Raw genomic sequence first — 15,643 nt, forward strand, 5'->3', positions numbered from 1 at the left:
ATTCCCAGGAGGAGGACCCCTGACATGATCGCCCGTACGACATCGCTTCACGCCGCCAGCGCCGCCACGCTGTCGCTGCTTTTCGCCGCCACGTCGACCACCGCCCGTGCCGATGAGGGCATGTGGACCTTCGACGGTTTCCCCGCCGATAAGATGCAGGCTGACTATGGCTGGGCCCCGGACCAAGCCTGGCTCGACACGGTGCGCGCCTCGGCCGTGCGCCTGACCGGCGGATGCTCGGCGAGCTTCGTTTCCGATGCGGCCCTCATCCTCACCAACCACCACTGCGTCGCCTCGTGCCTCTACGACAATTCGACCGGCGACAACGACCTGCTCGAACACGGCTACATCGCCGCCTCGCTGCGCGACGAGAAGAAATGCCCAGGCCAGCAAGCCGAGGTCGTCACCAAGATCGAGGACGTGACGGGCGAGGTAAAAACGGCCATCGGCGCCCTTACCGGCGAAGCGCTGACCAAGGCGCGCGACGCCAGGATCGCCGAGATCGAGGCGGCCAACTGCCCCGACACCGCCAAGTTCCGCTGCCAGGTCGTCACCCTGTTCGGCGGCGGGCAGTACAAGCTCTATACCTACCGCAAGTATTCCGACGTGCGCCTCGTCTGGTCGCCCGAGGACCGCGCGGCGACCTTCGGGGGCGACCCCGACAACTTCAACTTCCCGCGCTACTCGCTCGACGGCTCGTTCCTGCGCGCCTACGAGGATGGCAAGCCGGTGAAGACGCCGGCCCACCTCACCTGGAACCCGCGTACGCCCAAGGCCGACGAGGCGACATTCGTGGTCGGCAATCCCGGCTCCACTTCGCGCCTCTACACGCTGAGCCAGCTCGCCTTCGAGCGCGAGGTGCGCCTGCCGATCACCGTGGCGACCCTCTCGGAACTGCGCGGCCGCCTGATCCGCGCGATGGAGGAAAGCCCCGAGCACGCGCGCGAGGGCCTCGACCTGCTGAGCGGCGTCGAGAACAGCCTCAAGGTCTACATCGGCCGCACCAAGGCGCTGAACGATCCCGCCTTCACGGCCAAACTGGCCAAGGCCGAAGCGGACCTGAAGGCGAAAAGCGCGGGGAACGCGGCCATCGGTGATCCCTGGGCGCAGGTGGACGCGGCGGCCGAGGCCTACCGCACGCTCTACATCCCCTACCGCTACGAGGCCCCCTCGGGCACGCTCTACAGCTACGCGCAGGCCCTCGTGACAGGCGCGACCGAACGCGCCAAGCCCAACGCCGAGCGCCTTCCCGGCTACACCGACAGCGCCCTGCCGCTGACCGAGAAGCGCCTGCTCGACGAAGCGCCAGTCTACCCCTGGCTCGACGAATTGCAGATGGCCTGGAGCCTCTCGAAGGCGCGCGAATACCTGGGGGTCGATGATCCGCAGACCCGCCTGCTCCTCGGCAAGGAAAGTCCCGAAGGCCTGTCCGAGCGTCTTGTCGCGGGCACGAAGCTGGCCGATCCGGCGTATCGCAAGCAGTTATGGGACGGGGGGCTTGCCGCGATTGAGGCCTCGGACGATCCGATGATCCAGTACGCCCTGAAACTTGACGCCAACCAGCGCGCGCTCAAGCAGAAGGTTGACGAGGCCTATGCCGGGCCGGTCACGCAGGCCGGCGCCAAGCTCGCCGACGCGCGCTTTGCGGCCTATGGCGACAGCCTTTACCCCGACGCCACCTTCACCCTGCGCATCAGCTACGGCCGCGTGAAAGGCTGGACCGAGCGCGGAAACGAGGTGCCCTTCCAGACCACCATGGGCGGCACCTTCGAACGTGCGACGGGCGCCGAACCCTTCGACCTGCCCAGCCAGTTTGCAGCCAAGGAAAGCGCCATCGACAAGAGCGTCACCTACGACTTTGTGACCACCAACGACATCATCGGCGGCAACTCGGGCTCGCCGGTGATCGATAAGGCCGGCACCGTGATCGGCGCCGCCTTTGACGGCAATATCCACTCGCTCGGCGGCAACTACGGGTATGATCCAGTGCTCAACCGCACCGTCGTCGTCTCCACTGCCGCGCTCCAGGAAGCGCTGGAAACGATTTACCCCGCCCCGCGCATCGTGAAGGAACTCGCCGCGAAGTAGATTGATAGTGCAGGCGCGTAGGGGCGGATTTCGTCAAAGGGCCCCTTCGCGCTTGCAACCGCTGCGCTGCAGCATAGTTTCATACCCATGACCGACTTGCTTCAGGACCTGATCGGTGAGCTGCCGGATTGGCTGCAACAAACGATCGTCGCTCTCATCGTGGCCGTTTTCGCGGTTGCGGTCGCGCTCTTCATCCATGCCCTGCTGTTCCGGCTGCTCCGGCGCTTTGCCAAGGCGAGCGAGAGCGATTCCGACAACCTGGTGATCAAGCGCCTCGCCCGGCCCAGCCGCTGGGCGCTGGTCTCCCTCGCGCTTGTCCTCGCCGCGCGCGAGACGCCCGCGCTCGAAGCCATGTGGGAACGGATCGGCGGGCTGATCATGCCGCTCATGGTGGGCTGGATGGCGCTGGCGATCCTCAACGCCTTCGTCGAGGCCATGGTGTTGCGTACCGACATCTCAATGGCGGACAACCGCCGCAACCGCCGCCGCCGCACGCGCCTCACGATCTTCGGACGGATCGCGACGTTCGTGATCGTGTTCCTGACCATCGCTCTGATGCTGCTCTCCATTCCCGGCGTGCGCGACATCGGCGTGACGCTGATGGCCTCGGCCGGTCTGGCTGCCCTTGCCGTTGGCGCCGCTGCGCAGCCGGCACTGAAGGCGCTGATTTCCGGCTTCCAGATGGCATTGACCGAGCCCGTCGTGATCGGCGATGCGGTGATAGTGGGTGGCGAATGGGGCTGGATCGAGGAGATCAAGACCACCTACGTCGTCGTCAAGGTCTGGGACGAGCGGCGTCTGGTGGTCCCGACCAACAAGTTCCTGGAAGAGATCTTCCAGAACTGGACCAAGACCACTTCGCAGCTGATGGGCACGATCCTGCTCTACGTCGATCCGGCGACCCCGCTCGACCCGATTCGGCACAAGTTCATGGAGATCGTCGCGGCGAACGAGCGCTGGGATGGCCGGGTGCGCCATATGCAGATTACCGAGCTGACCCGCGATGCCATCGAGGTGCGCTTCCTCCTCACCGCCAAGGACAGCCCTACCCTTTTCGACCTGCGCTGCGATGTGCGCGAAGCCCTGATTCAGTGGCTCGCTGCCGAGATGCCCGAGGCCATCGTGCGCAGCCGCCTGCTGCCCGTCGGGCCGGTCGAGACGGCCCCGCTCGGCGCGCCCTCGGGCGCGGCCATGGCTCAGATGGCCGCGCAATAGGTATTTGCCCCTATTTGCCAGATAGGGGCGTTCCCGGCATGCTGCCCCCTGCGCGAAAGGGGAGCGGCAATGTGGCAAATGGCACGAAAGGCTTTGCGGGCCGCAGCGGGCCTCGCCCTTCTGGTGAGCGCCCCGCTCAATATCACCAGCGCCTCGGACGATTTTCCGGTTTCCCAGGAACTGCGCCAGCGCAGCGCGGAAATCCTCACCATCCTGAACGGCGGCGGTGATCCCGCCACGACCTTCGCGGCCTCCTTTCGCAAGGCTGTGCCCGACGTGCAGATACAGGCCCTGATCGCCTCGCTCCAACGCCAGCTTGGCATGGCGAGGGGCATCGAACACGTGACACCATTCGGCGAGCACGAGGCCACCCTGCGCCTCACCTTCGAAAAGGGGACAGCGCGGGCCTGGATCGCACTTTCACCCCAGCCCCCGGGGCAGGTCACCGGATTGCGGGTGACCGGCATCATGCCCACAGACATTGCCGGGCTTGCCAGCCTCGACGAAGTGGCCGCGGCCTTTGCCGCCATGCCCGGCGAGGCCGGGTTCCTGGTGCAGAACCTGGACGAGGACAGCCCCGCCGTGGCGCTGCGCGGCGAACGTCCGCTCGCCATTGGCTCGGCCTTCAAGCTGGTGATCCTGGCCGAACTGGTGCGCGAAATCGATAACGGCGTGCGCGAATGGTCCGACACGATCACACTGGACGGTAGGGAACTTCCTGCTGGGGGCTTTCGCGCCATGCCGCCGGGCACGCAGGTCAGGCTGCGCCGGCTCGCCGAGGAGATGATCCGGGTGAGCGACAATTCCGCGACCGACGTGCTCCTCGCCGAACTTGGCCGCACCCGCATCGAGGCCATGCAGGCCCGCATCGGGTTCACCAATGGCGCACGCAACATACCCTTCCTGTCGACGATGGAGGCCTTCAAGCTGAAAGGCGTCAACGCAGGCGCTCTGGGACGCCATTATCTGGCGCAGGATATCAACGGACGGCGCGCCATACTGGCGGGCGACGTGGCCGATGTGCCCGGCCGCGCGGTGGGCGATCTCTTTGCCAACGGACACCCTGTGATGATCGAGCGACTCGAATGGTTCGCCTCGCCCGCTGACCTCGCGCGCGCGATGCGCTGGTTCAAGGGCCGTCAGGAAAGCGCGAACGGCCGCGAGGCGCTGCGCATCCTCGCGCTCAATCCGGGCCCTGCGGCGAGTTTGACAGGAGAGGTGGACTACGCGGGCTTCAAGGGCGGATCGGAACCCGGCGTCGTCAACATGACGGTCCTGCTCGAAAATCGGAGCGGGCGCTGGATGGTCGTGACAGCCAGCCTCAACGATCCGCGTGCGGGCGTGGACGAGGCGCGCTTCCAGGCCTTGTTCACGCGCGCACTCGAACTGGCGGTCACAGGCTGATCGCAATTCAGCCTTGCGCAAGGTGAAGGGGTTAGGCAGCACAGCATCATGCTCCGTGTCCCGCGTGCCCCCAGGGCCCTTCTCCTCGCCCTTGCCCTCCTTCCGCTCGCCAGCGGCTGCGGCGCGGAGGCGGCTCCCGCCCCCGTCTGCGGCTTCACGATCGAGGAGAGCTATCCCCACGATCCGGAAGCCTTCACCCAGGGGCTCTTCTTCACTGACGGTGTCCTCTACGAAAGCACCGGACGCAAGGGGCGCTCGCGCGTCTTCAAGCGCACCTTGCAAAGCACGACGCCGCTCGTCGAAGGCGCGCTCGACCCGACCTTCTTCGGCGAGGGAAGCGTTGCCTGGGGCGACCAGGTCATCAGCCTCACCTGGCGTGACGGAATGGCCTATCGCTGGGATCGCACGACGCTCAAGCCCATCAAGCTCTTCCCCGTCGCGGGCGAAGGCTGGGGCCTCACCATTCACGAAGACACGATTTACCAGAGCGACGGATCAAGCCGCATCACTTTGCGCGATCCGGAAACCTTCGCGTCGACCGGCACGCTCGAGGTCACGGACCAAGGCCGCCCGGTCGCACGGCTCAACGAGTTGGAATGGATCGACGGGGAGATCTGGGCTAACGTGTGGATGTCCGAGCGGATCGCGCGCATCGATCCCGAAACGGGCGTGGTGAAAAGTTGGGTAGACCTTTCCGGCCTCACCGCGAAGAGCGGCGCGCGCACCGCCGACGATGTCCTCAATGGCATCGCCTGGGACGCGAAGAAGGACCGCATCTTCGTGACGGGCAAAAACTGGGACACGCTCTACCAGATCATGCCAGATTGCCCGTAAAGAAGAATATCCAAGGGGCCATTGACCCTTGACCCCATACCTGTCCAACTCCCTTTCTTAGCCGAGCTGCCGCGCGAAAGGGGAGAACGACAGTTTGCGGCATCCAAGGGCGCTGGCCCTCGGATACCCTCTTCTACCCGTGCTTCAATTCCCGCGTAGACTCGACCATGCCTGGCGTAATGAAGCCCAGCGGCGCCACCTCCATCGCGCGCCTCTTGAGCTCGCTCTGCATCTTGGCGTACTCCTCCTCCATCTCGGCCGAGACCGAGGCCCGGCTGTCTTCAAGCGCGTTCTCAAAGTCGGCCATGGTCACCTTGTCGACTTGCGCCCCTTCGCGACGGATGGCGAGGAGACCCGCGCGGCGCACTAAATCCTCAAGGTCCGCGCCGGTGTAGCGCTCAGTCCGCTCGGCGATGACATCAAGCGCGACGTCCTCAGCCAGCGGCATGGCCTCGGTGTGGATGCCCAGGATATGCGCGCGGCCTGCCGTATCGGGCGTGCCGACGTAGACCAGCTCATCAAAGCGGCCAGGGCGCAGAAGTGCCGGGTCGACAAGGCCCGGACGGTTGGTTGCCCCCACCAGGACCACCGACTGGAGTTCCTCCATGCCGTCCATTTCAGCGAGGATCGTATTGACCACCCGCGCGGTCACCTGCGGCTCGCCAAGCCCACCGCCCATGCCGCGAGCGGGCACCAGGCTGTCGATCTCGTCGATGAAGATGACACACGGGGCGACCTGGCGCGCGCGGGCAAAGAGGCGGGCGATCTGCTGCTCGCTCTCACCGTACCACTTCGAGAGCAGGTCAGAAGACTTGATCGAGATGAAGTTGGCCTCAGCCTCCTTGGCGACCGCCTTGGCGAGAAGCGTCTTGCCCGTGCCCGGAGGACCATAAAGCAGGAAACCCTTGGCCGAGCGGATACCCATCTTATGGAACGCGGCCGGGTTCTTGAGCGGCAGCTCGATCCCTTCCTTGAGGCGTGTCTGCGCTGCGTCTAGCCCGCCGATGTCGTCCCAGCCAATGTTCGGGACCTGTACCATGACCTCGCGCATCGCCGAGGGCTGCACGCGCTTGAGCGCCGCGATGAAGTCGTCGCGCTCGACCGACAGGTTTTCGAGCACTTCGGGCGGAATCGCGCGGGCTTCGAGATCCAGTTTCGGCATGATCCGACGCACCGCCTCGATCGCGGCCTCACGGGTGAGCGCGGCCAGATCCGCGCCGACGAAGCCGTGCGTGGTGCGCGCCAGTTCTTTGAGGCTCACTTCCTTGGCCAGCGGCATGCCGCGGGTGTGGATGGTGAGGATTTCACGGCGCCCCCGCTCGTCCGGCACGCCGATCACGATCTCGCGGTCGAAGCGGCCAGGACGGCGCAGTGCTTCATCGATGGCGTCGGGGCGGTTGGTGGCGGCGATGACGACGACATGGGCACGGCTGTTCAGGCCATCCATCAGCGTGAGCAGCTGCGCGACGAGGCGCTTCTCCGCCTCGCCGTGGACCTGGTCGCGCTTGGGGGCGATCGAATCGATCTCGTCGATGAAGACGATCGCAGGCGCAGCCTTGGTGGCCTCTTCGAACACCTCCCGCAGCGCCTTTTCGCTATCGCCATAGCCCGACCCCATGATCTCGGGGCCATTGATCGAGAAGAAGTTGGCCTCGCTCTCGTTGGCGACCGCCTGGGCAAGACGGGTCTTGCCGGTCCCCGGAGGTCCGTGCAGCAGCACCCCCTTGGGCGGTGCGACACCGAGACGGGTGAACAGTTCGGGATAGCGCAGCGGCAGTTCGACCATCTCGCGCAACTGCCGGATGGTGTCCTCCATCCCGCCGACATCGTCGTAATTGACATCGCCGCGCGGCTCGTGCGCTTCCTCGAAGGTCTCGCGCAGTTCAACCTCGGTGTTCTCGTCGATGTGGACGATCCCCCGCGGGGTCGTCGAGACGACGTTGAGACGGATCTGGGTCAGCGAATAGGCGGGCGCGTTGAACATGCGCCGCAGCTGCGGGGGAATGTCCGCCACCTGCTGTTGCCCGGCGGTGGCGACAAGATCGCCCTGCACCATCGGGCGCTGAAAGAAGTTGCGCTTGAGCGCGATGGACGGCCCCTGCAGGCGCATATCCTTGTGCGCGGGCGCGAAGACGACCCGCTGGGCGGGGCGCGATTCGGCCTTGCGCACGGTGACATGATCGCCTGAGCCAACTTCGGCATTGCCGCGCTGGAGGCCATCGAGGCGAATGACGGAGAGCCCTTCGTCCTCCGGGAAGGCCAGCACGGCGCGTGCGACGGTGACCGACTTTCCGGTCACTTCGAGAACGTCGCCCTCCATAGCTCCGATGGCGGAGAGCGCTTCGCGGCTGAGCCGGGCAATCCCCTGGCCGCTTTCTTCCTGACGTCCGGCCGCAACCTGCAGCCGCACCGTGCGATCCTCGACCCTTGATTCGGCGTCGACCATGTCTGTCCTTTCCAAGAACGGTCCGCGCGCCTCGCCTGTACTTCGGCCAAGGCACGCGACCTCACGTGTTTCACGAATAGGAATTAGGAACGAGCCCACACGATTTCGAACCGTTGACCCGCGACGGCTCCGGTTGATCGCCCCGGATGCACGCGTGTTAAGCAGACAAAAAAAGACCCGGACGTTGCCGACCGGGTCGTGGAAGTTTTGGGAGAGGATGCCTGAAAGGCAGGTTCCTTATGACCCGAATCGGGGTGTTGTGCAAGTGCGAAATAGCGCGCTCGCGATGCATAGGAGGCAAGGTTAATTGCAAAATATGCAATACAAGGGTGCAAATTTCGGCATCTCGAGACGCAATTCCGCCATTCCAATTCCTGAATCAACCTTCATGATATTGCTTCGCTCACAACTCGCCCAAATGTCTCGCGGCGCCTGCCAGGACAACCCATGCTGCACTGCGGAAATTATTGAGCTTCCTTGACAATTGGCGAGCCTGGCTGTGCTAACGCTACCATTTGTGGGAGCGGCGATCGCGTGACCGCCAAGGACAAGCCAGCACCAAAAGCGGCGCCGATCCCTCCAGGGATGGCGCCGCTTTGTCCATGTTTCAGGTCCGTGATGAAACGGACGGTCGCTCAGTGGGCCAGGAGCAGCGCCGGCGCGGTCTCCTCGTCGAGGAAATAGGCGGTCACCCCGCCGAAGAGGAACTCGCGGAAGCGGCTCTTGCCATAGGCGCCCATGACAAGCAGCTCGGCGTGCGCCTGATTAACCGCGACCGCCAACGTCTCCTCGGTCGAACCGCGACGTTCGTGCTCTTCGAGCTCGGCGTGGATGCCATGGCGCGAGAGGTAGCGCAGAGCGTCGGTGGCGGGAAAACCACCCGACTTTTCAGCCACCGTCACGACCTTGACCATCTGGCAGTCCCCCAGCAGCGGCACCGAGGCGCGCAGCGCGGCGGCGGCCTGCTCACCGCCGTCCCAGGCGATGCAAGCCCGGCGGATCGGGAATTTCAGAGGCGTGTCATCGGCAAGGACAAGGACCGGGGTGGCCGACACCAGCGCCAGTTCACCCGCCAGGCCGCCCGAACGCGAAAGGATGGTCACGTCCGACAAACGCGCAATGCTGCCCAGCGCACTGACCGGATCGTCTTCACTGCGCAAAACATCGAAGGAGACATCGTTGCGCGAAAGCTTGGTCTCGATCTCGCTCGCCGAGGCATCGTCCTCGGCCCGTGCCTTGTCGAGGGCCTCGGAGATCACGTAGCTGCCCCCCATCGGGTCCATCGCGATGTAGCGCGCGACCGGGGTGTCAACGAGCGCAGTGACATGGCCGCCCGTCTTGCGGGCGAGGTTGAGGGCGGTTTCGATGCGGGCATCATTGCCCGGCTTGCGATCCGCATTGACGAGTATCGAGCGCATTGTCTGGTCTCCCGTTTACCCGCCCAGTCTAGGGCAAGGCTTCCTCTTCACAATGACGAAGATCAAACATCGTCTTGATAATCAAGGTTCGATTGCAAAACTGTTCAAGAGCGCGCGCCTTTCGAACGCCGCCCTTCTGTGCCCGGCTCGATCCGCAGCGAGGCCGCGCGCGCGAACAGGTCGAGGATGATGGGATCGCGCTCCTGCGCCCGTACGGCCGCCTCGAAATGAACCACGTGCTCCGGACGCGGGAGGAACTCGGCCAGTTCTCCGCGGGCAAGCTGGCTGCGGATCATCGTCTCGGGCAGCACGGCCGCCCCCCTACCCTGCGCGACGATCTCGATCAGCATGCGCACGTTGTTGCAGGTGTGGAGCGTGGGGCGGGTGCGTCCGGCCGCCTCGAGCGTGAAAAGGGTCACGCGGTGGAGGGGGGAATGGTCGGGCAGCGACCAGATCGGCAGGCCGGGCGTCTCGGGCCCGGCGCGCGCCACGTCTGGGCTCGCCGCCCAGACCAGGGCCACCGAACCAATCGGCGCGGTGCGGATGCCCGGGCTCGCAACGGGCCCGGCCAGGAACACGATGTCGCGCGTGCCGCCCAAAAGCTGCTGCATGAGCCGCGCGGTCAGGTCGAGCTCGATCTCCATGGTGACGCCGGGGCGTTCGCGCTCGATCGCCTGGACCCAGGCGGGCAGGCAGCTCGCCGCCGCAATCTCGCCCGATCCGATCCGCACCGCACCCGCCGCCCCGGCAAAATCGCTGGCTTCAAGGAGGGCCTTCTCCAGATCGCGGCACAAGGGCTCGCACTGCTGGATTAGGCGGCGTCCGCGCGTGGTGAGAACCATCCGGCGTCCCTCGCGTTGGAACAGCGAGAGGCCCAGTTGCTCCTCGATCTCGCGCACCCGCGCCGAGATCGCGGGCTGGGTGGTGTTGAGACGCTGGGCGGCCGCTGCGAACGTGCCCAGCCGATCAATCCACATCAGCGTTTCAAGGTGGAAGAGCGCGATCCGTTTCATAACCAATGCATATCATAATCCATAAAAATTAATCGCTATTTGTGATGCGAAGGGCGCGGTAGGCTCCCGCGCGGAAGTTGGAGAAGGAAATCCATGAAAAAGCTCTATCCCAGCGCGGAGGCCGCGCTTGATGGCCTGCTGTCGGACGGCATGCTGATCGCCAGCGGCGGCTTCGGCCTTTGCGGCATCCCCGAGCGCCTGCTTGACGCCATTCGCGATGCGGGCGTGAAGGACCTCACCTTCGCGTCGAACAATGCCGGCATCGACAACGAGGGCATCGGCAAGTTGCTGCGCACCAAGCAGGTCAAGAAGATGATCTCGTCCTACGTGGGCGAAAACAAGGAGTTCGAACGCCAGTACCTCTCGGGCGAACTGGAAGTCGAGTTCTGCCCCCAGGGCACGCTGGCCGAGCGCATGCGCGCAGGTGGCGCTGGCATCCCCGGCTTCTACACCAAGACCGGCGTCGGCACGCAGGTCGCCGAGGGCAAGGAAGTCAAGGAATTCGGCGGGCAGGAATACATCCTGGAGGAAGGCATTTTCGCCGATCTCGCCGTGGTCAAGGCCTGGAAGGCGGACGAAAGCGGCAACGTGATCTTCCGCAAGACCGCGCGCAACTTCAACGTGCCCGCCGCCACCTGCGGCAAAGTCTGCGTGGTTGAAGTGGAAGAGATCGTGCCGACCGGCTCGCTCGATCCCGACCACATTCACCTGCCCGGCGTCTACGTGCAGCGCCTCGTGCGGGGCGCGCCCTACGACAAGAAGATCGAATTTGTGACGACCCGCGAAAGGGAGGCCGCATAAATGCCCTGGAACCGTAACGAGATGGCCGCGCGCGCGGCCAAGGAACTGGAAGATGGCTTCTACGTGAACCTCGGGATCGGCATACCCACGCTCGTTGCCAACTACGTGCCCGAGGGCATGACGGTGACGCTGCAGTCGGAGAACGGGATGTTGGGCATCGGCCCCTTCCCCTATGCCGGCGACGAAGATCCCGACCTCATCAACGCGGGCAAGCAGACCGTCAGCGAACTGCCGCAGACGGCCTATTTCGACAGTTCGACGAGCTTTGGCATGATCCGCGGCGGGCACATCAACTTGGCTGTTCTGGGCGCGATGGAAGTGGCCGAGAACGGCGACATCGCCAACTGGATGATCCCGGGCAAGATGATCAAGGGGATGGGCGGCGCAATGGATCTTGTCGCGGGCGTGCAGAAGATCATCGTCGTCATGGAGCACTGCGCGAAATCGGGCGATTCCAAGTTCATACCCGAATGCACCCTCCCGCTGACCGGCAAGAACGTGGTCGACATGATTGTCACCGACCTTGCCGTATTCCAGCGCCCGGACCACGACAGCCCGTTCCAGCTGGTTGAACTCGCGCCGGGTGTCACGGCCGAGGAAGTGGCCGAGAAAACGGCGGCGAAATACGAAATCGCGCTCTAATCGAGCGCACGATTGGACGAGCGGCCTTCAGGGCCACGCCGTCCATGCACGTGTCAGGGCGTCAGCAACGAAGGGCCGAGCCCTCGTTGTGGCGCCCCAGCACGATCTTGCGGTTTATTCCGCATGGCGAATCGGCACACCCGGCGACCTTGCCGCCTGTTCAGGCGTCCCTACATCGGGATCGAGCTTGAAAAGACGTGATGCACCAACCGGAGTAGCCCCAACATGACCGATATCGCCACTATTCCCCTGACCCGGATCGACGGCACACCAGACACCTTGGGCGCCCATGAAGGCAAAGTGCTGCTCGTCGTGAACGTCGCCTCCAAGTGCGGCCTGACCCCGCAGTACGTGGGACTTGAAGAGCTCTTCCAGCAGTACAAGGACAAGGGCCTGGAGATCCTGGGCTTTCCGGCCAACGACTTCGGCGCGCAGGAGCCCGGCAGCCACGAGGAAATCGTCGAATTCTGCAAGCTGAACTACGGCGTCTCCTTCCCGCTCTTCGCCAAGGCCGACGTGACCGGCCCCGACATGCAGCCGCTCTACAAGGAGCTGACCCAGGCGCACCCGACCAAGCAGGGCCCGGCAGAGGAATTCCGCGAACGCTTGCGCGGCTTTGGCCGTACGCCCACCGAGGACCCGGACGTGCTGTGGAACTTCGAAAAGTTCCTCGTCTCCAAGGACGGCAAGGTTGTTGACCGCTTCGCGCCGGGCGTCGAGCCCAAGGATCCCACACTGGTTGCAGCGATCGAGGCGGAATTGGCGAAGTAAAGACTTCAAGGGCCCATCGCCCCTTGCCCCCAAAACGGACGACCTCACCTTTCTCAGCCAATCCGGCGCGAGATAGGTGGGGTAGACAGTTCGGGGAGCCCGAGGGCGATGGCCCTCGGATACTCTCTTTTCGGGTTTAGTGCGCGGCGCCCCAACTCGGCCCCGAGCCGATCTCCACGCCCAGCGGCACGGTCAGTTCCACGGTCGGGCCTGCCGCTTCGGCCATGACCTTCTCGATAACATTCGAAGCGGCTTCGACATCGTCTTGGGGCAGTTCGAAGACAAGTTCGTCGTGCACCTGCAGCAGCATGCGCACGTGGCCAAGGCCCGCGTCTTCCAACGCTGGGGTCATGCGTGCCATTGCGCGCTTGATGATGTCGGCGCAGGTGCCCTGGATCGGCGCGTTGATCGCGGCGCGCTCGGATCCCTGACGCTCGTTTCCGTTCTTGGAATTGATGCGCGGGAACCAGGTCTTGCGGGCAAACAGCGTTTCCGAATAACCGCGCTCACGCACGCCTTCCAGCGTCGAGACAATGTACTTCTGGATGCCCGGGAAGCGCTCGAAGTAGCGGTCGATCATCGCCTGCGCCTCGTCGGCATCTGTGCCCAGACGCCCGGCCAAGCCCCAGCGCGAGATGCCATAGAGGATCGCGAAGTTGATCGTCTTGGCCCGCCCACGCGTCTCGCGGGTGACTTCCCCGAAAAGTTCGGTCGCGGTGCGCGCGTGAATGTCCTCGCCCTTTTCGAAGGCCTCCTTCAGGCTGGGAACGTCCGCCATGTGCGCGGCAAGACGCAGCTCGATCTGCGAGTAGTCCGCTGCAAGCAGGACATTGCCCTCCTCAGCCACGAAGCAGTCACGGATCTGGCGGCCTATCTCGGTGCGGATCGGGATGTTCTGCAGGTTGGGATCAGTCGAGGACAGGCGCCCCGTCTGCGCGCCGACCAGGCTGTAGCTGGTGTGGACGCGGCCCGTCTTGGGGTTGATCGCGGCCTGCAGCGCCTCGGTATAGGTCGAGCGCAGCTTGGAAAGCTGGCGCCATTCCAGTACCTTAGTTGCGACCTCGGCGCCCTCTTCGGCCAGGCGTTCCAGCACCGACTGGTCGGTCGAGTACTGGCCCGACTTGCCCTTCTTGCCGCCCTTGTAGCCCAGTTTGTCGAACAGGATCTCACCCAGCTGCTTGGGGCTGCCGATGGTAAATTCCTGGCCTGCGACCTCGTGAATCTCCTTTTCCAGCGCACCAATGGCTTCGGCGAACTGGGCCGAGAGACCGGCCAGCTTCTCGCGGTCGACCTTGATGCCGTGACGCTCCATCTGCGCCACAACCGGGATCAGCGGGCGATCCACCTTCTCGTAGATACGCGTGCCGCCTTCCTCGGAAAGGCGCGGCTTCAGCAGGCTATGGAGGCGCCAGGTGACGTCCGCGTCCTCAGCGGCGTAGTGGGTCGCCTTGTCGAGCGGAACTTCGCCGAAGGGAATGGCCTTCTTGCCCGTGCCGCACACGTCCTTGAAGGCCATCGGCTTGTGGACGAGGTGGCGCTGCGAAAGCTCGTCCATGCCGTGGCCGCCGCCCACACCATCGGTGCCCCGCCCGGCATCAAGGCAGAAGCTTTCGATCATGGTGTCATCGATGGGGGCCACCATGATCCCGTAGCGGGCGAGCACGTTGATGTCGTACTTGATGTTCTGGCCGATCTTGAGGACCGCATCGTCCTCCAGCAGCGGCTTCAGGAGCGCGATGGCGGTGTCCATGTCCACCTGCGGCGGCTTCTCGGCGAACATGTCGCTGCCGCCGTGGCCGAGCGGAATGTAGCAGGCTTCGTTGGGGCCGATGGCCAGGCTCACGCCGACGAGGTCAGCCTGCATCGCCTCCAGCGCCGAAGTCTCGGTATCGACCGCCAGGACATGCGCGGCCTGGGCCTTCTTGACCCAGGCTTCAAGCGCCTCTTGCGTCTGCACGCATTCGTAGGCCTCGTAGTCTACCGCAGGCATCTCGGGGAGCGACTGGCGCGCGGCGCCCTCGGCTGGGCCTGCGCCCGCATTCTGCGCCTTGGCCGGGTTGAGATCGGTTGCCTTGGAGGGACTGCCGTTGCCGGTTTCCAGGCGCTTGAGGAGGCTGGTGAAGCCATGCTTGCCCAGGAACTCGGCGAGCGGCTCGATGGGAATGGTGTTGAGCTTCACCTCGTCGAGCGCCATCGGCAGCGCGCAATCTTCCTTGAGCGCAACAAGGACGCGGCTGAGGCGGGCCTGCTCGGCCTGCTCGATCAATCGCTCCTTGAGCTTGGACTTCTTCATGTCCGGCGCGGCGGCCAGCACGCTTTCCAGGTCGCCATGCTCCTGAATGAGCTTGGTCGCAGTCTTGGGCCCTACGCCAAAGACGCCCGGCACATTATCGACCGCATCGCCCATGAGCGCGAGCACATCGCCCACTTTGTCGGGGGTGACGCCGAACTTTTCCTCGACTTCGGGAATGTCGATGCGCAGGTTCTTCATCGTGTCGAGCATGTCGACCTTGCCGCCACCCTCGCCGCAGGTGCCAACCAGCTGCATGAGGTCCTTGTCCGAGGAAACGATAGTGACGTCCCAGCCCTCACGCGCCGCGGCCCGCGCGTAGGAGGCGATAAGGTCGTCTGCCTCGTAGCCCTGCTCCTCGATGCACGGCAACGAGAACGCGCGCGTCGCATCGCGGATCAGCGGGAACTGGGGCACGAGGTCTTCGGGCGGCGGGGGACGGTTGGCCTTGTAGTCCTCATAGATGTCGTTGCGGAACGATTTGCTGCCCGCATCGAGGATCACCGCCATGTGCGTGGGCCCTTCGGCCTTGTCGAGGTCTTCGGCCAGCTTCCACAGCATCGTGGTGTAGCCGTAGACTGCGCCCACGGGCGTGCCCTCCGGGTTCGTGAGCGGGGGAAGACGGTGGTAGGCGCGGAAGATGTAGGCCGACCCGTCGACGAGGTAGAGATGCTGCTTTGGCTCCATGGACATGGCTCTAGCAGCGCTTTGCGTCGAGGTC

General features: G+C 64.7%; 11 protein-coding genes. 7 read left to right on the plus strand and 4 right to left on the minus strand.

Features of this window, described 5'->3' with window-relative positions:
• The first annotated feature begins 24 nt into the window (after window positions 1-24).
• The 4 genes from FMM79_RS10390 (at window position 25) to FMM79_RS10405 (ending at window position 5,541) form a co-directional block, all read left to right on the plus strand.
• On the plus strand, window positions 25-2,088 hold the full coding sequence (locus tag FMM79_RS10390) for a S46 family peptidase (protein ID WP_148627435.1): 2,064 nt from the start codon (window positions 25-27) through the stop codon (window positions 2,086-2,088).
• Between the two features lie 87 nt (window positions 2,089-2,175).
• A complete protein-coding gene (locus tag FMM79_RS10395) occupies window positions 2,176-3,303 on the plus strand; it encodes a mechanosensitive ion channel family protein (RefSeq protein WP_148627436.1) in 1,128 nt (375 codons plus the stop codon).
• 78 nt (window positions 3,304-3,381) lie between these two features.
• Window positions 3,382-4,707: a serine hydrolase gene (locus FMM79_RS10400; RefSeq protein ID WP_162528481.1), complete on the plus strand. Its 1,326-nt coding sequence runs from the start codon at window positions 3,382-3,384 to the stop codon at window positions 4,705-4,707.
• Between the two features lie 48 nt (window positions 4,708-4,755).
• Window positions 4,756-5,541 (plus strand): glutaminyl-peptide cyclotransferase, encoded by a 786-nt coding sequence (locus FMM79_RS10405; protein ID WP_148627438.1) that lies wholly within the window; start codon window positions 4,756-4,758, stop codon window positions 5,539-5,541.
• Window positions 5,542-5,674: 133 nt separating this feature from the next.
• Here the strand turns inward: FMM79_RS10405 and FMM79_RS10410 are convergent, their stop codons facing one another.
• The 3 genes from FMM79_RS10410 to FMM79_RS10420 all read right to left on the minus strand — a co-directional run bounded on the left by FMM79_RS10410 (window position 5,675) and on the right by FMM79_RS10420 (window position 10,418).
• On the minus strand, window positions 5,675-7,987 hold the full coding sequence (locus FMM79_RS10410; protein WP_148627439.1) for a CDC48 family AAA ATPase: 2,313 nt from the start codon (window positions 7,985-7,987) through the stop codon (window positions 5,675-5,677).
• 635 nt (window positions 7,988-8,622) lie between these two features.
• Window positions 8,623-9,405, minus strand: coding sequence for a universal stress protein (locus tag FMM79_RS10415; RefSeq protein ID WP_148627440.1), 783 nt, complete (start codon window positions 9,403-9,405; stop codon window positions 8,623-8,625).
• 104 nt (window positions 9,406-9,509) lie between these two features.
• Complete coding sequence (locus tag FMM79_RS10420; protein WP_148627441.1) at window positions 9,510-10,418, minus strand: LysR family transcriptional regulator; 909 nt, start codon at window positions 10,416-10,418, stop codon at window positions 9,510-9,512.
• 93 nt (window positions 10,419-10,511) lie between these two features.
• Here FMM79_RS10420 and FMM79_RS10425 point away from each other — a divergent pair, with 93 nt between their 5' ends.
• The 3 genes from FMM79_RS10425 (at window position 10,512) to FMM79_RS10435 (ending at window position 12,632) form a co-directional block, all read left to right on the plus strand.
• The gene (locus tag FMM79_RS10425) at window positions 10,512-11,219 is read left to right on the plus strand and encodes a CoA transferase subunit A (protein WP_148627442.1); all 708 of its coding nucleotides are present in this window, start codon (window positions 10,512-10,514) and stop codon (window positions 11,217-11,219) included.
• Window positions 11,220-11,861 (plus strand): CoA transferase subunit B, encoded by a 642-nt coding sequence (locus FMM79_RS10430; RefSeq protein WP_148627443.1) that lies wholly within the window; start codon window positions 11,220-11,222, stop codon window positions 11,859-11,861.
• A 225-nt stretch (window positions 11,862-12,086) separates the two neighbouring features.
• A complete protein-coding gene (locus FMM79_RS10435; protein ID WP_148627444.1) occupies window positions 12,087-12,632 on the plus strand; it encodes a glutathione peroxidase in 546 nt (181 codons plus the stop codon).
• A 136-nt stretch (window positions 12,633-12,768) separates the two neighbouring features.
• Here the strand turns inward: FMM79_RS10435 and polA are convergent, their stop codons facing one another.
• A complete protein-coding gene (polA, locus tag FMM79_RS10440) occupies window positions 12,769-15,609 on the minus strand; it encodes a DNA polymerase I (RefSeq protein WP_148627479.1) in 2,841 nt (946 codons plus the stop codon).
• Window positions 15,610-15,643 lie beyond the last annotated feature (34 nt).

The sequence above is a fragment of the Novosphingobium sp. BW1 genome (genome assembly GCF_008107685.1).
In the GTDB taxonomy this organism is placed as follows: Bacteria; Pseudomonadota; Alphaproteobacteria; order Sphingomonadales; family Sphingomonadaceae; genus Novosphingobium.